Annotated in this window: 20 protein-coding genes and 1 other RNA gene; 12 read left to right on the plus strand and 9 right to left on the minus strand. The window is 60.2% G+C overall.

The window, feature by feature from the left end:
- Nucleotides 1-97: 97 nt before the first annotated feature.
- Nucleotides 98-1,165 carry an SDR family oxidoreductase gene (locus tag ACQ4WZ_RS20125; RefSeq protein ID WP_436574339.1) on the plus strand — a complete coding sequence of 356 codons (1,068 nt, stop codon included), beginning with the start codon at nucleotides 98-100 and terminating at the stop codon, nucleotides 1,163-1,165.
- Nucleotides 1,166-1,286: 121 nt separating this feature from the next.
- On the opposite strand, the gene ACQ4WZ_RS20130 is transcribed toward ACQ4WZ_RS20125, so the two are convergent.
- The gene (locus ACQ4WZ_RS20130; RefSeq protein ID WP_436574340.1) at nucleotides 1,287-2,231 is read right to left on the minus strand and encodes an SMP-30/gluconolactonase/LRE family protein; all 945 of its coding nucleotides are present in this window, start codon (nucleotides 2,229-2,231) and stop codon (nucleotides 1,287-1,289) included.
- An 88-nt stretch (nucleotides 2,232-2,319) separates the two neighbouring features.
- Nucleotides 2,320-2,562: an Imm32 family immunity protein gene (locus tag ACQ4WZ_RS20135; RefSeq protein ID WP_436574341.1), complete on the minus strand. Its 243-nt coding sequence runs from the start codon at nucleotides 2,560-2,562 to the stop codon at nucleotides 2,320-2,322.
- Nucleotides 2,563-2,564: 2 nt separating this feature from the next.
- On the opposite strand from ACQ4WZ_RS20135, the gene ACQ4WZ_RS20140 reads away from it, so the two are divergent.
- The 6 genes from ACQ4WZ_RS20140 (at nucleotide 2,565) to ACQ4WZ_RS20165 (ending at nucleotide 7,191) form a co-directional block, all read left to right on the plus strand.
- Nucleotides 2,565-2,741 carry a hypothetical protein gene (locus tag ACQ4WZ_RS20140; protein WP_436574342.1) on the plus strand — a complete coding sequence of 59 codons (177 nt, stop codon included), beginning with the start codon at nucleotides 2,565-2,567 and terminating at the stop codon, nucleotides 2,739-2,741.
- Nucleotides 2,742-3,119: 378 nt separating this feature from the next.
- Nucleotides 3,120-3,356: a hypothetical protein gene (locus ACQ4WZ_RS20145; RefSeq protein WP_101484231.1), complete on the plus strand. Its 237-nt coding sequence runs from the start codon at nucleotides 3,120-3,122 to the stop codon at nucleotides 3,354-3,356.
- A 163-nt stretch (nucleotides 3,357-3,519) separates the two neighbouring features.
- Entirely contained in the window at nucleotides 3,520-4,890 is a 1,371-nt protein-coding gene (locus tag ACQ4WZ_RS20150; RefSeq protein WP_436574343.1) for a hybrid sensor histidine kinase/response regulator, read from the plus strand.
- A gap of 72 nt (nucleotides 4,891-4,962) precedes the next feature.
- A complete protein-coding gene (locus ACQ4WZ_RS20155) occupies nucleotides 4,963-5,379 on the plus strand; it encodes a hypothetical protein (RefSeq protein ID WP_101484232.1) in 417 nt (138 codons plus the stop codon).
- On the plus strand, nucleotides 5,376-6,821 hold the full coding sequence (locus ACQ4WZ_RS20160) for an ATPase domain-containing protein (protein WP_436574344.1): 1,446 nt from the start codon (nucleotides 5,376-5,378) through the stop codon (nucleotides 6,819-6,821). The genes ACQ4WZ_RS20155 and ACQ4WZ_RS20160 overlap by 4 nt, the downstream gene beginning before the upstream one ends.
- Nucleotides 6,822-6,945: 124 nt before the next feature.
- On the plus strand, nucleotides 6,946-7,191 hold the full coding sequence (locus tag ACQ4WZ_RS20165) for a hypothetical protein (RefSeq protein WP_436574345.1): 246 nt from the start codon (nucleotides 6,946-6,948) through the stop codon (nucleotides 7,189-7,191).
- A gap of 48 nt (nucleotides 7,192-7,239) precedes the next feature.
- Here the strand turns inward: ACQ4WZ_RS20165 and ACQ4WZ_RS20170 are convergent, their stop codons facing one another.
- Nucleotides 7,240-8,394 (minus strand): sensor histidine kinase, encoded by a 1,155-nt coding sequence (locus ACQ4WZ_RS20170; protein ID WP_436574346.1) that lies wholly within the window; start codon nucleotides 8,392-8,394, stop codon nucleotides 7,240-7,242.
- A gap of 337 nt (nucleotides 8,395-8,731) precedes the next feature.
- Between ACQ4WZ_RS20170 and ACQ4WZ_RS20175 the strand changes: the two genes are divergently transcribed.
- Together ACQ4WZ_RS20175 and ACQ4WZ_RS20180 are read left to right on the plus strand one after the other, a co-directional pair.
- Nucleotides 8,732-9,571 (plus strand): hypothetical protein, encoded by an 840-nt coding sequence (locus ACQ4WZ_RS20175; RefSeq protein WP_436574347.1) that lies wholly within the window; start codon nucleotides 8,732-8,734, stop codon nucleotides 9,569-9,571.
- Nucleotides 9,572-9,584: 13 nt separating this feature from the next.
- Nucleotides 9,585-10,034: a GTP pyrophosphokinase gene (locus ACQ4WZ_RS20180; protein WP_436574348.1), complete on the plus strand. Its 450-nt coding sequence runs from the start codon at nucleotides 9,585-9,587 to the stop codon at nucleotides 10,032-10,034.
- Between the two features lie 197 nt (nucleotides 10,035-10,231).
- On the opposite strand, the gene ACQ4WZ_RS20185 is transcribed toward ACQ4WZ_RS20180, so the two are convergent.
- The 6 genes from ACQ4WZ_RS20185 to ACQ4WZ_RS20210 all read right to left on the minus strand — a co-directional run bounded on the left by ACQ4WZ_RS20185 (nucleotide 10,232) and on the right by ACQ4WZ_RS20210 (nucleotide 14,283).
- Complete coding sequence (locus ACQ4WZ_RS20185) at nucleotides 10,232-10,753, minus strand: GNAT family N-acetyltransferase (protein ID WP_436574349.1); 522 nt, start codon at nucleotides 10,751-10,753, stop codon at nucleotides 10,232-10,234.
- A 387-nt stretch (nucleotides 10,754-11,140) separates the two neighbouring features.
- Nucleotides 11,141-11,501, minus strand: a transfer-messenger RNA (tmRNA) gene (gene ssrA / locus ACQ4WZ_RS20190).
- A gap of 83 nt (nucleotides 11,502-11,584) precedes the next feature.
- A complete protein-coding gene (locus tag ACQ4WZ_RS20195; protein ID WP_436574350.1) occupies nucleotides 11,585-12,289 on the minus strand; it encodes an HAD family hydrolase in 705 nt (234 codons plus the stop codon).
- Between the two features lie 68 nt (nucleotides 12,290-12,357).
- Nucleotides 12,358-13,053, minus strand: a complete 696-nt coding sequence (ubiG, locus tag ACQ4WZ_RS20200; RefSeq protein ID WP_133993805.1) for a bifunctional 2-polyprenyl-6-hydroxyphenol methylase/3-demethylubiquinol 3-O-methyltransferase UbiG — start codon at nucleotides 13,051-13,053, stop codon at nucleotides 12,358-12,360.
- Between the two features lie 127 nt (nucleotides 13,054-13,180).
- Entirely contained in the window at nucleotides 13,181-13,891 is a 711-nt protein-coding gene (gene ompA, locus ACQ4WZ_RS20205) for an outer membrane protein OmpA (protein WP_035825645.1), read from the minus strand.
- A gap of 164 nt (nucleotides 13,892-14,055) precedes the next feature.
- Nucleotides 14,056-14,283: a hypothetical protein gene (locus tag ACQ4WZ_RS20210; RefSeq protein WP_436574351.1), complete on the minus strand. Its 228-nt coding sequence runs from the start codon at nucleotides 14,281-14,283 to the stop codon at nucleotides 14,056-14,058.
- 264 nt (nucleotides 14,284-14,547) lie between these two features.
- On the opposite strand from ACQ4WZ_RS20210, the gene gyrA reads away from it, so the two are divergent.
- The 3 genes from gyrA to serC all read left to right on the plus strand — a co-directional run bounded on the left by gyrA (nucleotide 14,548) and on the right by serC (nucleotide 19,041).
- Nucleotides 14,548-17,232, plus strand: a complete 2,685-nt coding sequence (gyrA, locus tag ACQ4WZ_RS20215; protein WP_101484240.1) for a DNA gyrase subunit A — start codon at nucleotides 14,548-14,550, stop codon at nucleotides 17,230-17,232.
- Nucleotides 17,233-17,340: 108 nt separating this feature from the next.
- On the plus strand, nucleotides 17,341-17,925 hold the full coding sequence (locus ACQ4WZ_RS20220) for a DUF2059 domain-containing protein (protein WP_133993801.1): 585 nt from the start codon (nucleotides 17,341-17,343) through the stop codon (nucleotides 17,923-17,925).
- 24 nt (nucleotides 17,926-17,949) lie between these two features.
- Nucleotides 17,950-19,041, plus strand: coding sequence for a 3-phosphoserine/phosphohydroxythreonine transaminase (gene serC / locus ACQ4WZ_RS20225; RefSeq protein WP_133993799.1), 1,092 nt, complete (start codon nucleotides 17,950-17,952; stop codon nucleotides 19,039-19,041).
- Nucleotides 19,042-19,102: the final 61 nt, after the last annotated feature.

Genomic DNA, 19,102 nt, shown 5'->3' on the forward strand with positions numbered 1-19,102 from the left:
GATTCGAGAATTTCATTCATGAATGAGGTGAAATAGTATCGTGGATAAGAAGTTCAGTCGCGGATATGATGGTTTTTTCTTTTGGAGGCTTTCTCTCATGCAAAAACACGCCCTCATTATCGGCGCCAGCGGCGTCATCGGCAGCAACCTGGCCACCCATCTGTTGGCGCAAGGCTGGCAGGTGACGGGCGTCTCGCGGGGACGCACGCCAGTCCCCGCCGGCTGCACGGCCTTGCCGCTCGATGCGACGGACGGCGCCGCCGTCGCCTCGGCGCTGGCGGGCCTGGATGCCAGCCACGTCTTCTTCACGGCCTGGGCGCGCCAGGACAACGAGCAGGAAAACATCCGCGTCAACGGCGCCATGGTGGCCAATGTGCTGGCCGCGCTGGGACCGCAGGGCCACTTGCGCCATGTAGCGCTGGTGACGGGCCTCAAGCATTACCTGGGACCGTTCGATGCGTATGGACAGGGGAGCGTGCCCGTCACGCCGTTCCGCGAAGAGCAGGGCCGCCAGGACGTCGACAATTTCTATTACGAGCAGGAAGACCGTTTGTTCGCCGCCGCTGCCCAGTACGGCTTTACGTGGAGCGTGCACCGCCCGCACACCATCATCGGCTACGCGCTGGGCAATGCCATGAACATGGGCCTGACCCTGGCTGTGTATGCGAACCTGTGCAAGGCCAGCGGCCAGCCTTTTGTGTTTCCCGGTTCATCCGCACAGTGGCATGGCCTGTCCGACATGACGGATGCGGGGCAGATCGCGCGCCACCTGGCGTGGGCTGCCGATAGCCCGGCCGCGCGCAACGAGGACTTCAATATCGTCAATGGCGACGTGTTCCGCTGGAAGTGGCTGTGGCCCCGCCTGGCAGCGTACTTCGGCGTGGCAGCGGCGGACTTGCCGGAGACCATCGCGCCGCTGGCCGGCCGCATGCAGGATGCGCCTGCACAATGGCGTGCCATTGCGCAGCAGCATGATCTGGTGGAAACGGACATCAGCCGCCTCGCTTCCTGGTGGCATACGGATGCCGACCTCGGGCGGCCGATGGAAGTGATGACGGACATGGGCAAGAGCCGCAAGGCGGGCTTTCTTGATTACCAGGATACGCCGGATGCCTTCTTCAATCTGTTCGAGAAGTTGAAGGCGCAGCGCATCATTCCGCGCTGACCCGGTCGTGGCCCATCATGTCGTCGGCTTACGCCGTTCCGGCTATGCCGACCTACCGGGCCATCGTGGTAGTGCGTAGGTCGGGTTAGCGCGCAAGCGCGTAAGCCGACATCCCCACATGCTATTCGGGCTTGCGCCGGTCCTGCGCCCGCTGCCATTCCAGGCCCGGGCGGTCGACGCGGAATTGCAGCAGGCGTCCCTGCACCACTTCCGTCACGTAGGCCGTGCGGCCATCGGGGCCGCCAAAGGTGATGTTGCTGGGCTTGGCGCCGGGCACGCTGATCTCGCGCAAGATGCGCCCTTGCGGCGACAGTTTCACCACCGTGCCCTTGCCGTAGCGCGTCACGTACAGGTTGCCATCAACGTCCACGCGCATGCCATCCATGCCAAAATCGTCAAACTTGATCAGCAGGCGCTTGCCGCTCAGGCTGCCGTCGGCGGCGATGTCATACATCCAGATATTGCGCTGTACGCTTTCGTTCACGTACAACATCTTGCCGTCAGGGCTCACTTCGATGCCGTTGGCCGTGCCCATGGTGTCGAGCGCCAGGGTCACCGTGCCGTCCTGCGCGATGCGCCACACGCGCCCCGTGTTTTCCTTCCAGTTCGGGTCGCTCGCATACAGCACGTCATCCTGCGTGATGGCGATGTCGTTCGGCTGCGTCATGCGCGGCTCGCGCGCGTGGATGGTGAGCGCGCGCGTGCCCGGATCGACCAGGTATATCGTGTGTTCCATGTAGTCGGCCAGATACATCTGCCCACGGCTGCCGAAGCGGATGCCGTTGGCGATGCTGGTGCCGGGCAGGGTCAGGAACACCTCGCCAGTGCCGCCGGGGCTGACCTTTCCGATGGTTTGCTGGCGCGCAAAGTTGACGGCGTAGATATTGCCTTCCGCATCCACGGCCGGCCCTTCTATGCCCTTGGTAAAGGAATGCGCGGGCGTGAAGGTGGTGGTGAGAAACAGCGTCTCGTGCGCGGGCGGGCTGGCGCAGGCGGACAGGTTGGCCAGCGCGGCGGCCAGCACGGCGGTGCGCAGCCAGGGCAGGGCGGTTCGGGAATCGTGCATCAAGGATCTCTGTATGGCAAAGGTGGCGTATGTTACCCGACGCGCGCCAGTCGGGGCGCCAGTCTACGCCTCACCCCATGCCGCCACCCTAGGCCGCCACCACCACCAGGTCGGGGAAGTCGTCTTGCCAGCCAGCCCATGCGTCCTGCAGGTGCGCGTGCATGCCGGCGCGTTCTTGCGCCAGATCAAACTCGTCGGCGCTGGCCAGCAGAAAATGGGCAATGGAGCGCAGGGTAGCCGGGTCGGCGTGGATGGTCACGTCGGAACAGGGCAGGGGGCGCTCGGCGGCCTGGTCTTGCAGATAGCAATGCAGCGATAAATGTGGCGTCATGGGTGTCAATTGTTGGTGTGAAAGCCCAGCATGGCGTGCGCCAGCAGGTCGGCGCGCGCGGCCGCCTGTTCGGCGCGCGCGGCCGCCTGTTCGGCGTGCGAGAGGAAGCAGTGGATCCGGCCATGCTGCTGTTCGCAGCGGCCATGGGCTTGCGTGGCCGCGCGCAATTCTTCTCGTAATTTCTCTGCGAGAATTTGACGACCTTGCCGCGCCTGCTGCCGTAGCGTTCGACGCGCTCGCCTGTCTGCGCGAACCAGGCAAACAGTTGCGCGCTGGCCGAAGCGGGAATGAAAGGACTATCCTGGGTGAATTCGCCGACGAGGAAATGGTATTGGTCCATACGGCAATGCACGGAGAGGGTATCGAGGGGCATACTTTTGCATGGGATGCCAAATGCTGTCAATGCGTTCCTGCGGGCCCACTTCAAGCGACCTGATGCGTATGTATTTGATTTAAATGAGATTCGCGCCGCATTGCGGTTACACTAAGTCTGACTATACTTCAATAAGAGCCATGGTTCTTGTTCACGGCGGCGCTGGCAATCCCACGGAGGCATCATGTCTTATGCGAATCCCACCACCCATAATGGGTTCCTGATCTCGGCCTACGCCTGCGAACTGCCCGAGGGGTGCTGGCAGGGACAGTTGGTGCTGAGCAAGTGCGGCTTTGAAGATGTCCGGCAAGCCAATCTGGAAAATCGCAGCACGCGGCACGAGGCGGAGCAATCGGCCCTGGCCATGGGGTGGCAGCTCGCCAATTACGTGCTACCCCTGCGCACTGTTGACGATAAGTAATCTAATTCTTTCATTTCGTAAGGAAAATAGAGTATCGTGCTCAGGTAGCAAGTAATACACCGTATGCAGCAATAGAGCTGGCGTGCGCGGCGATGTCTGAGTGAGCGCCGCGGAGCGAAGAGTTGTCCTTGAGGCCGGCCCCCACAAGCCGGACACCGTCACCATGCACCACACAGCACTCTCGCCGGATCCTGAGGATGCGCCCGCCCAGCAGTTGCCAGCCGAGCCAAATTTGCATGACTTGCACGGTCGTGAAGTCAAGCTGCTGCGCGAAACGATCAATCAATTGTTGATCATGGCCAAGATGCAGGTGCAGGAGAAGGATAAATCCGACGCCTTCGGCCTGTTGATCATGCAGTTGCGCGAAGCCAATCAAAACCTGGTGCTGGCAACGTTTGGTGCACAGGACATGCAAGCTTCCGCTGAAGCGACGACCGTGCGCCAGACGGAGTTCCTGGCCATGCTGGCGCATGAGTTGCGCAATCCCTTGCAGCCGCTGGCGATGGCCAATGACTTGCTGGCCAAGAAGGTCGACCTCGATCCCCAGCTGGCGCACGTGCATGGCGTGATCGGCCGTCAGGTGGCGCACATGGCGCGCCTGATCGATGACTTGCTCGATGCATCGCGCGTCAGCAGCGGTAAGATCACCTTGCAACTGGCGCCTATCCTGCTGAGCGACATCATCGCCAGTGCCGTGGAAGTTGGCCAGGCCAGCATCAGTCTACGCCAGCAAGTGCTGAGCGTGAGCTTGCCGAAGGAAGCACTGGTCATCGAAGGAGATCTGGTGCGCCTGACGCAGGTGTTTGCCAACTTGCTCATCAATGCAAGCAAGTTTACGCACGAGTTTGGCCATATCGATATCGTCGTCAGGCGCCAAGATGATTTGGTGGAAATTGCCGTCAGCGACGATGGCGCCGGCATCGCCCTCGATATCCAGCCCTTCATCTTCGATTTGTTTACCCAGGGCTTCCGCTCGCTGGAGCGGGCGCAGGGCGGCCTGGGCATCGGTTTGTCGCTGGTGCGCATCATTACCCAGTTGCATGGCGGCACCGTGGACGTGTTCAGCGCTGGGGTCGGCTTTGGCAGCCAGTTTGTCTTGCAGTTGCCCTTGTCGTCGCTGGCACCGCTGTCGCAGGGGATGCAGGCGGAACCTGCGGCGTGCGCATTGCCGCGCCGCGTACTGCTGATCGAAGATAATGCCGATGCGGCGGAAATGCTGGCGCTGCTGCTGACGCAGGACGGCCACCATGTCGACGTGCGCAATGACGGCCCCAGTGGCTTGCGTGCCGCGCTCGATGCGACCTATGATGTGATCGTGTGCGATATCGGCTTGCCGGGCATGGATGGCTTCCAGGTCATCAGTGCGGCACGCGCGGCCCTGGTGCCGCCTCTGCCATGCTTTGTCGCCGCATCCGGCTACAGCCAGCTTGGCGAGTACGACCGCGCCGGCGAGGCAGGGTTTGACCATTACCTGGTAAAACCCATCAATATCGACGCCTTGTTGAAAATAATCACGGCAAAGGCTCCGCGCTGATGGGTGAAGGAGCCCTGATGCTTTTTTTTAATATGGTCCAAGCACCGAAAACCGCAGAGAAAAGATCCGATTATGGCCACAGTCCATGAACAGCGGCAGCGCAGGATAGAGCACGCGCTGTTACGCGACCCAGGTGCGGTGGTAGACGTCAGTATTCGCCTTTGGGAGCAACTGGCCACTGAATTGAATCAGATCATAGGTGAGCGGGGCGTGGAGTCGATGTATGCCCGCAGTCTGCACCAGAGTGAGAAACAGTTCAGCTGGTTGACCCCCCATCCGCCGCAAGCATTGGAAGCTGCGATGACCTCCTTGCGCGCCAGCCTGCAGGGACAGGCGGACACCGCTGCCTGCGCGGCAAGCACGGCGATGTTGATGCACTTCATTAACACCCTTATTTTATTAATTGGCGAACTCTTAACGAATAGCATCCTCCTCAAAGCCTGGGGTGATGACGTTGTGAATAATGCTGGAACGGAGCCGAACGAATGAACAAAGTCACCATCCATCGCCTGGAAACTGGCGTGCCGGGACTGGACGAACTGCTGGGCGGCGGAATACCGGAGTTTTCTTTCAATCTGGTGGCGGGCACGCCAGGCAGCGGCAAGACGACGCTGGCGCACCAGATCATGTTTTCCCTCGCCACGCCGGAACGCAAGGCGCTGTTTTTCACGGTCCTGGGCGAGCCACCGCTGAAGATGCTGCGCTATCAGCAGCAGTTTCCCTTCTTCGATGTGGACAAGATCAACCAGTCGATCAAATTCGTCAATCTGTCGGCTGACTTGCTGGAAGGCGATTTCGACCGCGTGCTGGCGCGCATCGCCGAAGAGGTCGAGGCGTTCTCGCCCAGCCTCGTCTTCGTCGACTCGTTCCGCTCCGTGGTGCAGTCGGCCAAGGCCATGGACGCGGGCCCAGCCGGCCTGCAGAATTTCGTGCAGCAACTGGGCGCGCAAATGACCAGCTGGCTGGCCACGACCTTCCTGATCGGCGAATACCTGGCGCCCGAGGCCGAGTCCAGCGCCGTGTTTACGGTCGCCGACGGCATCCTGTGGCTGTCGCAGCTCGTGCACCGCGACGCCATGGTGCGCAAGATCCAGGTGGTCAAGATGCGCGGACAGGCGCAAAGCCTGGGCGTGCATACCTTCCGCATCAATGATGATGGGGTGGAAATTTTTCCCCGCGCGGTGCTGAAGACAAGCGGCATGGGGAAGGTCAGCATTTCCGGCAATGAACGCCTGTCGATGGGCGTGCCGGAGCTCGACCGGATGATGGGCGGCGGCTTGCCGGCCGGCTATTCGCTGCTGCTGGTGGGGCCGTCCGGTTCCGGCAAGACCGTGCTGGCCACGCAATTTCTCACGGAAGGCGTGCGCTGCGGCGAGCCTGGCGTCATCGCCGCCTTCGAGAAAAGCCCGAACCAGCTGCTCAGCCATCAATTGAACACCCTCGTCGATTCCGGCCAGATCGGCGTGATCAACACGCGCACGCTCGACCTGTCGCTCGATGAAATCCTGCATGACCTGTTGAGCATGATCACGCGCATGAAGGCCAAGCGCGTGGTGATCGACTCGCTGTCCGGCTTTGAAATGGCGCTGGCCTCCATGTTCCGCGAGGATTTCCGCGAATCGTTGTACCGCCTGGTGGCGGCATTGACGGACATGGGCGTGTCCGTGCTGATGACGGCCGAGCTGGAAGACCAGTACACCATGCTGCGCTTCAGTTCCTACGGCAACGCTTTCCTGGCCGACGCCATCGTCATGCAGCGTTACATCGAGCTCGAAGGCCAGTTCAAGCGCGTGGTATCGGTGGTGAAGGTGCGCGGCAGCGCCCACAGCAAGGATATCCGCTTCTACGACATCGACGCCGAGGGCATGAAGATCGGCACCGCCCTCAGCCAGTATCAGGGCATCCTGTCTGGTGAGCCTTACCGGGCCTAGGTAAACGCTGTTGGTGACAGATGAGTAGAGGCGTATGATGGAAGTGCGGCCATGCGGACGGTGATGGCCGTGCGCACAGAGGATCAATGCGTCTTCTGTGTTTCCGAGCTGATCAAGAGGAGATATGATGGACAAACCCGAATTCGTCCTGGCCGCGAAAGCCATGGAAACGCTGGAGATGTATCAGACCTTCTATGGCCATTCGGAGGAATACCAGGCGCACCAGCAGGAAGTATTGAAGCTGCTGCGCCACAAGGGCGCCTCCCTGCTAGTATCGGATCATGGCCCGGCGAAGTTCTTGCTGGCCTTTGCTGATGCGCTGGAAGCGGCCAGCTTGCCTGGCGAGTATGTGCCCTTGAGCCGCAGGTAGGGCGAACCTGCCCCGGCAGGGACGGTCGTCTTTTCCGAGGGGGCGCGGCTAGCCGCCGTTCGCTCCTTCGTTCAGCGATACCCTGGGTAGCCGCACGGTAAACACCGTGCCGCATTCCAGGCTCGACTCGGCGCCGATGGTGCCGCCGTGTGCGCTGGCGATTTCACGCGCGATAAACAGACCCAAGCCGATACTGGTGGCATTTGGCGCCTTGTGATCGTCGGAAATGGCCAGCTGTACCAGGGGATCGAAAATGCTCTTCAGCGACGCTTCCGGGATCTGGCGGCCGAAATTCTTCACTTGCACCACGGCCGTATCGGCATCGCCGCAGGCTGTGATGGTCACCGGCTGGTCGTCGGTGCGGTATTGCGCAGCATTATTGAGCAAATTGGAAAACAGCTGGGCCAGGCGGGGCGCATCGAAATCGCCGATCATCTCGCCCGTGGTGCTCAGGTCGAATTTGCATTGCGGGTGAGCGGCCGAGGCATCCTCGACGGCCGTTTTGCAGATTTCCCCCAGGTCGCCCAAGCTGGGCGAAATGGGCATGCGCCCCCCCAGTTGTGTCCTGGCAAATTCCAGCAGATCGTTCACCATGGTTGTCATGGCGGCCGCGCTGCGGGCAACACGTGCGCCGATCTGCACCGTGGAAGAAGCGCTCGCGCTCGGCCTGCTCAGCAGCGCGCCGGCCATCGTCATCGTGCTCAGAGGACTGCGCAGATCGTGGCTGAGGATGGCGAGAAAGGTGTTGCGGGTGCGGTCGCTCTGCTGCGAGTAGCGGATGGCCGATTCCTGCAGCGCCTGATCTATCGCTTCATTGAAGCGCAAGATGTCCAGCGTCGCCGTTTTCGACGTCACCGACACCTGTGCCATCCACAGACGCAGTACGCTGGCCCGCATCGCGCGAAATTCCGCCGTCAGCTGCGGCAGCGTGAAGCCAATCTGCTGGCGCAGGGAACCATGCGTGGCGGCTGCCGTTTCCTTGCCCGTTATTTCCGATACGCCCGTGGTCGATTTCTTTTTCCGCTGCGCCGCGTTCTCGATGACATCCATGTCGCGCACGATGGTTTCCAGCATCTGCTTTGCATGATCGCGCAATTCCGCTTTCGAGATGGCGGTTCCAGGAATGGGGAGCGACCTGGCGAAGAGTTCCCACTCTTCCAGGATCGGCTCCAGATGGCCGCTTATAAAGCGCGATAGTTTCACGGTGGACCAATGCGATGATGGAAGAGCAGACAGTGTACGCGGTTGAGGCGAGGGATGGGGCAATATGAAAAATCCGCGTTTATCCCTGGGCTGAATTTCAAGCATGGTCAACTCCGTTATGCCCAACGGTGGGGGCGCTGGCATTGTTTCGCATTCCGTTTCATCGGAAGTTGCGGTATCGCAAACTAGAGCAAGCTGGTACGAAGGTGTTGATCGCGGTGCCGGCGTAGCGGGTTTGACCATTGCTCTCGGCGGCGCGTGTGCCAGCCTTGTCCATGTACAATCGGCAACATACGGATCGACGTATCCGCCCCTTCACTGCGGAATGCGCTTGAGCGTGACACAAATATTGCAAGCCTGGCTACTAGCCTGGCGGGAAGCCTTCACGTGCGTTGGCCTGGGACTGCGCGACGCGCGTCATGCTGGCCTGTGGTGGCGCTCCGCGCTGTGGTGCATGGCGGTCGTGGCGCTGTGGCTGGGAGTGTATAGCTACTTCGGCCGTTTTTTTGTCGAGCTGAGCGCCATGCTGGCACTGGTGTCCGTCACCGGCTTGCTGGGCCTGGGCGTGATGGACGGTGTCGGGACACTGGCCAATGGGCCTGCCACGCTCTCGCAGATGGGCAATATTGCCGGCAGCCTGGGCAGCGCCGCCAAGGCCCTGCTGTCGATCGGTCAGATCGCCCTGGCGCTGCTGGCGCTGGCTGCTTTTTTCTATGTGATCGTCTTTATCGTCGGCGCCATCGGTACGGCACGCTTGCCGTTGCGCTGCTTGTTGCTGGGGCGCGCCAAGACCGTGGCGGCGCGCCGCTATGCCAACTGGCAAGCACCGGCCGGCCTGGATGCACCCGCCGCGCGCCCCGCCTGGCGGCGGCGCCTGTTGCTGCTGCTTTCCCTGCTGATTCCCCTGTGGGCCATGTGCGTGCTGATCTCGTACTTGCTTGCCTGGAATGTCCAGATGATCTACAGCGCGGCAGCTGAAGAGGTACTCGGCGCGGAACAGCAAGCGGCGTTGCGCCGCGAACAGCGCCCGGCTATTTTTGCCCTGGGGTTGCTGTTGTGCTTGCTGATGTTCGTACCGGTCCTCAATTTATTGTTGCCAGCCTTGCTGTGCACCAGCGTTTGCCATTTGCAACGCCGCGGCTGGCGCGCAACGGATACATCAATCAAAGTGGAGTGAACAAGGAGTGAACATGAGTGAACACGCAAGACGCGCCACCCTGGAGCGCGCGATTGAAATTGCCGCCGCCACCCATGCCGGTCAGACGGACAAGGGCGGCGCGCCATACATACTGCACCCCTTGCGCGTCATGCTGCGCGTTTCCCCCGGCGCCCAGCAGATTGTCGCCGTGCTGCATGATGTAGTGGAAGACAGCGAAGGAAAAATCAGCTTCGACGACCTGGCACGCGAAGGATTTTCCCAGGAAGTCATCGACGGCGTGCGTGCCGTGACCAGGATCGATGGCGAATCGTATGAGGATTTCATTGCCCGTGCGGCCTTGAACCCGGTCGGCAAGGCCGTCAAGCTGGCTGATCTGGCTGAGAATAGTGATTTGTCGAGGATAGGGGCGCCGACGCAGAAGGATCTTGAGCGGGTGGAGAAGTATCGGAGGGCGATTAAGCGATTAATATCGCAGCAATGATTCTGAAATGTCGGGATCGTATCCGAATGGATGGCCTGATCCCTGCACCTGCAATCACTATTGCCGCAGAGCTACTCCTGTCGTTGGCCTGGATACTTCTTATTGCGCCTCTGCGCCGATTCGTATAAACCGGCATTGGAACCACTGCCTTGTTTTCTGATGCCCATACCGGTACGTAGTGCACGCGAGCTTATATGTCACGTCATCGGCAGTTGGCAGACCATGACTACCATTCCAATTGCAACTTTGTCTGTTTGGAAGGCGATTTCACCGCGCTCTTGAAAACCCTGTTTCGCGTAGAAACGGCGAGCTCTTAAGTTGGTTTTGAGCACATCTAACCATATCAAGCTCTCCCTGCGCTCTAGCGCCAGATCGTGAATATAGCTCAAGAGCTGCTTTCCATAACCGCGCCCAGCCTCGGATTTGAGGAGGTATATCTTCTGCAGTTCCAGGCCCACCTCGCCGCTGATAGGCGCCGGCTTTGACAAGTTGACCTTGGCGAAACCGACGACTTTTCCGCTTTCGTCGGAAGCGACAAGCCAGACTTGCTTCAATGAATTGAGCGAGTTTTCAAGCGTGCTGGGAGAAAAATCTTGATCCAGGAAATCCGATATTCCGGAAGCGGACCAAATATCCGAAAAATGCTCACGGTAGGTCTGGTAGCCGATTTCCTGTAGAGCGCGCAGGTCTGTGATTTCAGCCTCACGGATATTAATCATATTCTTTCGATTTAATCAGAAACGCGACATGCAATGATATTGTAAATTGCATCATTCCGTTGGGGAGCTGTTGCCAAGAGTCATGCCGTGAACGGACCTCATCTTGTTTCCTGGCGAGCGGCAGGTCTGCCATTCGTACACAGCCTGAGCGGCTGAGGTTGTCATGAGGAAAAACAGCCTGCGGCGCAAAAAGCTAGTCAGACGAATCGGAGAGGGTTGCGCTTGCAAGCGCAACCCGGTTTTGCGGCTATCGGACGAGCAGTGCTCGTCCCCCCGCAAAACCCCCGCGCCCGTACCGGACGCGGATTCGATGCCCGCGCTCTGCATGCATGGAATAAATAAAAAGGGCCTCCCCGCCAAAACGGGGAAGCCCTTTTATTTATTCAGTGGTGGAGACGGCGGGAATCGAACCCGCGTCCGCAAGCACTCTACAGACAGTTCTACATACTTAGCACTATCATTTAATTTAACTCAGCCAGCACGGATGTGCACGTTATGGGCAAGCGAGTTACCTATTATTTAGTCGGACGCTAAGTAACCCAGCATACGACGAGTCCCTGTAAATGACTCTAGAGCTTTTGACGGCCCACCCCAGGGACGAGGTGTTCTAGAGCTAACAGCGATTAAGCTGCCAGTGCGTACGAGTTATCGTTTGCAGTTAAGTTTTTTCAGGTTGTATTTACGAGGTAGCCCGCCCTCGGTATGCCCTGCGCTGCTTTGCAACCCACGTCGAAACCAGGTCGTCCCCACAGAACCTTCATTGTAGCGCAAAGTTCACACTCTTGCATGATGCATTCGTGAGTTGGCGCGTCAGATCAAGCGGCGGCTGATTTACGCCGCCAGTTGCCGCGCCTGCGCCGCCTTTACCACCGCGCTGACCAGTTCCAGCAAGGCTTGCGGCGTGTCCAACAAATGGTCGGCGTTCCAGTGCTGCGGCTCGACAGGGCCGCAGTAGCCCCAGGCGCAGGCTACCGTGCGCATGCCGGCGGCGCGGCCGGCCTGGATGTCGCGCAGGTCGTCGCCCACGTACCAGCAATCTGCTGGCGCCAGGTCCAGGCGGCGCGCCGCTTCCAGCAGGGGGGCGGGGTGCGGTTTCGGGTGGGCCATGGTGTCGCCCGAGATCACGCAGCCGGCGGCGCCCAGGCCGATCTGGCCCACCAGCGGGTCGGTGAAGCGGGCGGCCTTGTTGGTGACCACGCCCCAGGCCAGGCCCAGTGCTTGCAAGCCGTCGAGCAGGGCAGGGATGCCGTCGAATAAACGGCTTTCCACGGCCAGGGCTGCTTCGTAATTGTTCAGGAAGCCGTCTTTCAGCGCTTCGTAGCCGCTTTCGCCAGGCTGGACGCCATAGGACGCGCCTATCATGCCGCGCGCGCCGGCCGAGGCGGTGGGGCGCAGGATGTCATACGGGGTCGGCGCCAGGCCGGCGCGCGCGCGCAATAGATTGATGGCCGCTGCCAGGTCGGGCGCGGTGTCGGCCAGGGTGCCGTCGAGGTCGAACAGGATGGCGCGCGGGGCTGGCAGTTGGTCTGTAATCATGGCGGGCAAAGTGTGTCAAGTAAGAATGAAAAATGGCGGCCGCAGCCGCCTTGTATTGTGCGTGATGGTTACAGCGACCGGGTGCAGGCCACCAAATAATTGACGCTGGTATCGCTATTAAGTGAGTAAATCTTGGTCAGCGGATTGTAGCCCATGCCGCGCATGCTGTTGAGATCCAGGCCAGCGCTGCGCGTGTATTGCGACAGTTCTGCCGGGGTGATGAATTTGTCATAATCGTGCGTGCCTTTCGGCAGCAGGCGCAGGATGTATTCGGCGCCCAGGATGGCGAACAGATACGCTTTCGGGTTGCGGTTCAGGGTCGACAGGAAGACGTGGCCGCCCGGCTTGACCAGGGTGGCGCAGGCCTTGACGATGGCGGCGGGGTCCGGCACGTGCTCGAGCATTTCCATGCAGGTCACAACGTCGTACTGGCCCGGCTCTTCCTCGGCCATGGCTTCGGCGGCGATCAGCTTGTAGCGCACCTTGGCACCCGATTCCAGGCTGTGCAGGTCGGCAACTTTCAAGGCCTTGTCGGACAGGTCGATGCCCGTCACGTCGGCACCCTTGCGGGCCATCGATTCGGCCAGGATGCCGCCTCCGCAGCCGATGTCGATCACGCGCTTGCCGGCCAGCGGCACTTTCGCGTTGATCCATTCCAGGCGCAGGGGGTTAATTTCGTGCAAGGGACGAAACTCGGAAGTGGGGTCCCACCAGCGGTGGGCCAGCTCACTGAATTTTTGGATTTCAAGAGGGTCGGCGTTCATAGGTCGAATGATAGCGGCAATTTTACAATTGGGCAGCCACGGACGAAAAAAAACCCCGCCAAGGCGGGGTTTTTCATGCTGTCCTTGACTTGCGCGATGACTTGCGGCAAGTCCAGGGGATCAGCTATTACTTGTTGCGGGTACCAACAACTTCGATTTCCACGCGACGGTTTTTCGCACGGCCTTCGGCAGTTTTGTTATCAGCAACAGGTTGTTTTTCGCCTTTGCCTTCGGTGTACACGCGGTTGCTTTCAACGCCTTTGGTGACCAGGTAGGCTTTGACAGCATCAGCACGACGTACCGACAGTTTTTGGTTGTAAGCATCGGTGCCGACGGAATCGGTGTGACCCACAGCGATGATGACTTCCAGGTTGATGCCACCCAGTTGTGCGGACAGCTCGTCCAGCTTGGCTTTGCCTTCTGGCTTCAGCGTAGCTTTGTCGAAATCGAAGAATGCATCAGCAGCGAAGCTGACTTTTTCCGAGGTAGGAGCAACGACGACTGGTACTGGAACGACAGGTGCTGGTGCAGGTGCTGGTACGACTGGCGCTGGTGGAGCTACGCATTTGCCGTCTTGCAGGGTTTCTGGCTCAACGCACAGTGGCACGTCGCAACCTGGCACCGCGTCAGCAGGTGTCCAGTAGCCGGTGCGCCAGCACAGACCGAATGGATCGCGCACGATCACGCCGCGGGCATCTTGCACGTAAGCGCTTTTTGGGCTTGGTGCTTTGATGTCAGTGGTAACTGGCGCGAATGGTGGGGAGGTTGGGGTTTGGGCCGAAGCCGAGCCAGCAATCACTGCGGATGCAGCGAAAAACAGCGTTACAAATTTATTCATTCTTTTTTCCTTTCGGGGGGTGATATCCGCAGAACAACACTGCGCTACTGGTGCTACGTGCCAAGATTTTATCATGTAGACCATATGCGCTCGTTTCAGATTGCGAAACTAGCAATTAACTTCCCAGTCATTTTGCCACACGCATCAGGGGCGCACGGCCGTGGTTAAATCAAAGCTTGCCCGATTTTAGACCGCGCGTTGTTTTTGCGCAACGAAAATGCCCGTTTGTAACGCATCTGTAACAATTGATCGTTTTTTTTGCCACTTTGAAGGGCAGCCGTCTTGAACTGAAATTGCCAGTGTGCATTATCGGCAGGCTGGCGTGCACGGCCCTGGTGCAATCTGACAATATTGTCGGCATGGCCAATTTGTACAGGTAGCTGGGCGCGCATGCTAAAATCGTGCGCTTGACTGTTAAGAGTGTCGAGCAAATGCCCACGGCGGCACTGCATGGCCTGCAAGTACCCCTGCGGTACAGGTACCGGCCGCGCCGCCCGCCCGCCGATTTGCCCGGGCACTCTGCGACATGGAAGCCGGGCCGCGCCAGCAGCGCGCGGTGCGGCGTCCACGACGACAGCCGCCTAGGATATGCAGTATTGCGTCATACATTGCGTAACAGATAAGTTAACCACAGCCTGAGATCAGTCGAACCGCCAATGGATCAATTCGCAAAAGAAACAATTCCTATTTCCCTCGAAGAAGAGATGCGCAAGAGCTACCTCGATTACGCCATGAGCGTGATCGTCGGTCGCGCCTTGCCCGATGCGCGTGATGGCTTGAAGCCAGTGCACCGCCGCGTCTTGTTCGCGATGCATGAAATGAATAACGTGTGGAACCGCCCTTACGTCAAGTGCGCCCGCGTGGTCGGCGAAACCATGGGTAAATACCATCCCCACGGCGATGCCTCGATCTACGACACACTGGTGCGCATGGCGCAAGATTTTTCGCTGCGCTACATGCTCGTCGATGGCCAGGGCAACTTCGGTTCCGTCGACGGCGATGGCGCCGCGGCGATGCGTTATACCGAGTGCCGCCTGGACAAGATCGCCGGTGAGCTGCTGGCCGATATCGACAAGGATACCGTCGACTTCCAGCCCAACTACGATGGCAAGGAAAAGGAACCGACGGTCTTGCCGACGCGGATCCCGAACCTGCTGATCAATGGCTCGTCCGGTATCGCGGTCGGCATGGCGACGAACATTCCGCCACACAATATTACCGAAGTCATCGATGGCGCGCTGCACGTGCTGCGCAACCCGGAATGCACGATCGATGAATTGATCGAGCTCATTCCCGCTCCCGATTTCCCTACTGCCGGCATCATCTATGGCGTGTCGGGCGTGCGCGACGGCTATCGCACCGGCCGCGGCCGCGTGGTGATGCGCGCCAAGACCCACTTCGAAGAATACGGCAAGGATGGCGGCCGCATCGCCATCATCGTCGACGAGCTGCCATTCCAGGTCAACAAGAAATCCTTGCTGGAACGCATCGCCGAGAACGTGCGCGACAAGAAGCTCGACGGCATTTCCGACATCCGCGATGAATCCGACAAGTCGGGTATGCGCGTGGTGATCGAGCTGAAACGGGGTGAAGTGCCGGAAGTGGTGCTGAACAACCTGTACAAGCAGACCCAGTTGCAAGATACCTTCGGCATGAACATGGTGGCCCTGGTCGATGGTCAGCCGAAGCTGCTGAACCTCAAGCAGATGTTGCAATGCTTCCTGTCGCACCGCCGCGAAGTGGTCACGCGCCGTACCGTGTTCGAACTGCGCAAGGCGCGCGAACGGGGCCACGTACTCGAAGGCCTGGCTGTCGCGCTGGCCAATATCGATGACTTCATCGCCATCATCAAGGCCGCGCCGACGCCGCCGATCGCCAAGGTCGAGCTGATGGCCAAGGCCTGGGACTCATCCGTCGTGCGCGAAATGCTGGCCCGCACGGGCGACGGCACGACGCCGGGCGGCATCGATGCCTACCGTCCGGAAAACCTGCCGAAGCACTACGGCATGCAGACGGATGGCCTGTACAAGCTGTCGGACGACCAGGCGCAGGAAATTTTGCAGATGCGCCTGCAGCGCCTGACCGGCCTGGAGCAGGACAAGATCGTCAACGAGTACAAGGATGTGATGGAACATATCGCCGACTTGCTCGACATCCTGGCCAAGCCGGAACGCGTCACCGTCATCATCACCGATGAAATGACGGCGGCGAAGAACGAATACGGCGCCGGAAACAAGGACGTGCGCCGCTCGCAGATCGAGCTCAATGCCACCGACCTGGAAACGGAAGACCTGATTACGCCGCAAGACATGGTCGTGACCCTGTCGCACACCGGTTACATGAAGGCGCAGCCGATTTCCGAGTACCGCGCACAGAAGCGCGGCGGACGCGGCAAGCAGGCCATGGCGACCAAAGAGGAAGACTGGATCGACCAGCTGTTCATCGCCAACACGCACGACTACATCCTGTGCTTCTCGGATCGTGGCCGCATGTACTGGTTGAAGGTGTGGGAAGTGCCGCAAGGCTCGCGCAATTCGCGCGGCAAGCCGATCGTCAACATGTTCCCGCTGCAAGACAACGAAAAGATCACCGTGATCCTGCCGCTGTCGGGCGAGAACCGCACGTTCCCGGAAGACCATTACGTCTTCATGTCGACCAGCCTGGGCACCGTCAAGAAAACGCCACTGAAGGACTTCAGCAACCCACGCAAGGCCGGCATCATCGCGGTCGACCTGGACGATGGCGACTTCCTGATCGGCGCGGCGCTGACCGATGGCCAGCACGACGTGATGCTGTTCTCCGATTCGGGCAAGGCAGTGCGCTTCGACGAAAACGATGTGCGTCCGATGGGCCGCACGGCGCGCGGCGTGCGCGGCATGAACCTGGAAGAGGGCCAGCACGTGATCGCCCTGCTGGTGGCCGAGAACGAGCAGCAGTCGGTGCTGACGGCCACGGAAAACGGCTACGGCAAGCGTACGCCGATCACCGAGTACACGCGCCATGGCCGTGGCACGAAGGGCATGATCGCCATCCAGACCAGCGAGCGCAACGGTAAAGTGGTTGCCGCGACCCTGGTCGATACCAGCGATGAAATCATGCTGATCACCACCGGTGGCGTCCTGATCCGCACTCGCGTGTCGGAAATCCGCGAGATGGGCCGCGCGACGCAGGGCGTGACCCTGATCGCCGTGGAAGACGGCACCAAGCTGTCCGGCCTGCAGCGCGTGGTCGAGACGGATATCGACGAAGTCGAGCTGACGACGGAGGCGGGCCTGGAGGCCGCGGCTGCGCCGGCAGCGGCTGAACCAGCCGATCCTGTTGATCCGGCCCAGCCGGAGTAAGATGATTGGGGCTCTTTCGGGAGCCCCAATTGCTATTGGCGTGCCATGTGCGGCGCCAGCCTGCCTACCCCCAGGTAGTTCCCCCGCTTTTGTAAAGTCCCGCATGCCATGAGAAAAATCGTCGCCACCTTCTTCGCCGCGTTTTCGCTGGCCTTCCTTGCAACCCTGCCGGCCCTGGCCCAGAGCGCGCAAGCCACGCCCGCCCGCCAGGCCGCGCCCAGTCCCGCCATGAAAGTGGCCGTGCGGCGCATGCTCGACGCGATGCAGTTCCCGCAGCTTACGCGCAGCATCTTCGACCAGATGCTGCAATCGGTGCCCGCCATGATCCGCCAGTCGGCGCAGCAGCAAATCAGCAGCAACCCGAAGCTGGACGAGCAGCGCAAGGCGCGCGCGCTGGCCAGCGCCGAGGAGGAAATCCCCGTTGCCATCGCCACCCTGACGCAGGTACTGGCCGACCCGACCCTGATCGACGATCTGAGCGCCGAAATGGTGCCCCTGTACGCGCGTTTTTACACGGTGCAGGAAGTTGAGCAGCTGACGGCCTTCTACAAGTCGCCGCTGGGACGCAAGATGCTGGCCACGATGCCGCAACTGTCGGCCGAGTCGATGGCCATCAGCCAGCGCGTGCTGATCCCCCGCGTGAATGCCGTGCTTGAGCAAGTCATGCGGGCGGCCACGCAGTCGCCCCAATAACTCCATTTTTCCAAGGACCGTATCGTGACCCATATCTACAATTTCTCCGCCGGCCCCGCCGTCCTGCCCAAGGAAGTGCTGGCCCAGGCGGCTGCGGAAATGCAGGACTGGCATGGCAGCGGCATGTCGGTGATGGAAATGAGCCACCGTGGTCCCGAATTCATTTCCATCTACAAGCAGGCGGTGGCCGACCTGCGCGAACTGCTGGCGGTACCCGAGAACTACAAGATTCTGTTCCTGCAGGGTGGTGGTCTGGGCGAGAACGCCATCATCCCCATGAACCTGGTGGGCCTGGCTGCGCAGCAGCCGGCCACCATCGACTTCGTGCACACGGGCTCGTGGTCGGGCAAGTCGATCCAGGAAGCGGCCAAGTACGCCAACGTCAATGTGGCCGCGTCCTCCAAGGCCGCCCGTTTCACGGGCGTGCCGCCGGTCTCCGAGTGGAAGCTCACGCCGGGCGCTGCCTATCTGCACATCTGCACGAATGAAACCATCGATGGCGTGGAATTCCAGCAAGCGCCGAATGTGCCAGCAGGGACCACCATCGTGGCCGATATGTCCTCGCACATTTTGTCGCGTGTCATTGACGTATCGCAATATGGCGTCATTTTTGGCGGAGCGCAAAAGAATATCGGCCCGGCTGGCCTGACCCTGGTCATCGTGCGCGAAGATTTGCTGGGCAAGGCGCTGCCGATCTGCCCGTCCGCTTTCGACTGGACCATCGTGGCCGAACATGAATCGATGTACAACACGCCGCCCACCTACGGCATCTATATCGCCGGCCTGGTTTTCCAGTGGCTCAAACGCCAAGGTGGCGTGGCAGCCATGGAACAGCGTAATATTGACAAAGCGGCGCTGCTGTACGCAGCGCTCGATGCGGATGATTTCTACCAGAACCGGGTCGACCCCGCATACCGCTCGCGCATGACCATCCCGTTCTATCTGCGCGACGAAAGCTTGAACGACGCATTCCTGGCCGGCGCGAAACAGCGCGGCCTGCTGCAACTGAAGGGCCACAAGTCCGTCGGCGGCATGCGTGCATCGATCTATAACGCGATGCCGATCGAGGGCGTGCAAGCCCTGGTCAATTATTTGAACGAGTTTGCCGGACGCTAGAATGCCTGCCAAAAAGTCCAGGGCGTTGTTGCATTGCCTTGTCGTACATTCGTACTGCCAG

Source organism: Janthinobacterium darwini, assembly GCF_051380905.1.
Classification (GTDB): domain Bacteria; phylum Pseudomonadota; class Gammaproteobacteria; order Burkholderiales; family Burkholderiaceae_D; genus Janthinobacterium.

Bases quoted from the DNA above. Each gene is read 5' to 3' on its own strand.
- ACQ4WZ_RS20145 (WP_101484231.1), top strand. From the start codon at position 3,120: ATGTCTTATGCGAATCCCACCACCCATAATGGGTTCCTGATCTCGGCC.
- ubiG (WP_133993805.1), bottom strand. From the start codon at position 13,053: ATGAACGCCGACCCTCTTGAAATCCAAAAATTCAGTGAGCTGGCCCAC.
- ACQ4WZ_RS20165 (WP_436574345.1), top strand. From the start codon at position 6,946: ATGATGGACAAACCCGAATTCGTCCTGGCCGCGAAAGCCATGGAAACG.
- ACQ4WZ_RS20220 (WP_133993801.1), top strand. From the start codon at position 17,341: ATGAGAAAAATCGTCGCCACCTTCTTCGCCGCGTTTTCGCTGGCCTTC.
- ompA (WP_035825645.1), bottom strand. From the start codon at position 13,891: ATGAATAAATTTGTAACGCTGTTTTTCGCTGCATCCGCAGTGATTGCT.
- ACQ4WZ_RS20135 (WP_436574341.1), bottom strand. From the start codon at position 2,562: ATGACGCCACATTTATCGCTGCATTGCTATCTGCAAGACCAGGCCGCC.
- ACQ4WZ_RS20155 (WP_101484232.1), top strand. From the start codon at position 4,963: ATGGCCACAGTCCATGAACAGCGGCAGCGCAGGATAGAGCACGCGCTG.
- ACQ4WZ_RS20160 (WP_436574344.1), top strand. From the start codon at position 5,376: ATGAACAAAGTCACCATCCATCGCCTGGAAACTGGCGTGCCGGGACTG.
- ACQ4WZ_RS20150 (WP_436574343.1), top strand. From the start codon at position 3,520: ATGCACCACACAGCACTCTCGCCGGATCCTGAGGATGCGCCCGCCCAG.
- ACQ4WZ_RS20185 (WP_436574349.1), bottom strand. From the start codon at position 10,753: ATGATTAATATCCGTGAGGCTGAAATCACAGACCTGCGCGCTCTACAG.
- ACQ4WZ_RS20210 (WP_436574351.1), bottom strand. From the start codon at position 14,283: ATGCGCGCCCAGCTACCTGTACAAATTGGCCATGCCGACAATATTGTC.
- ACQ4WZ_RS20130 (WP_436574340.1), bottom strand. From the start codon at position 2,231: ATGCACGATTCCCGAACCGCCCTGCCCTGGCTGCGCACCGCCGTGCTG.
- gyrA (WP_101484240.1), top strand. From the start codon at position 14,548: ATGGATCAATTCGCAAAAGAAACAATTCCTATTTCCCTCGAAGAAGAG.
- ACQ4WZ_RS20180 (WP_436574348.1), top strand. From the start codon at position 9,585: ATGAGTGAACACGCAAGACGCGCCACCCTGGAGCGCGCGATTGAAATT.
- ACQ4WZ_RS20195 (WP_436574350.1), bottom strand. From the start codon at position 12,289: ATGATTACAGACCAACTGCCAGCCCCGCGCGCCATCCTGTTCGACCTC.
- ACQ4WZ_RS20125 (WP_436574339.1), top strand. From the start codon at position 98: ATGCAAAAACACGCCCTCATTATCGGCGCCAGCGGCGTCATCGGCAGC.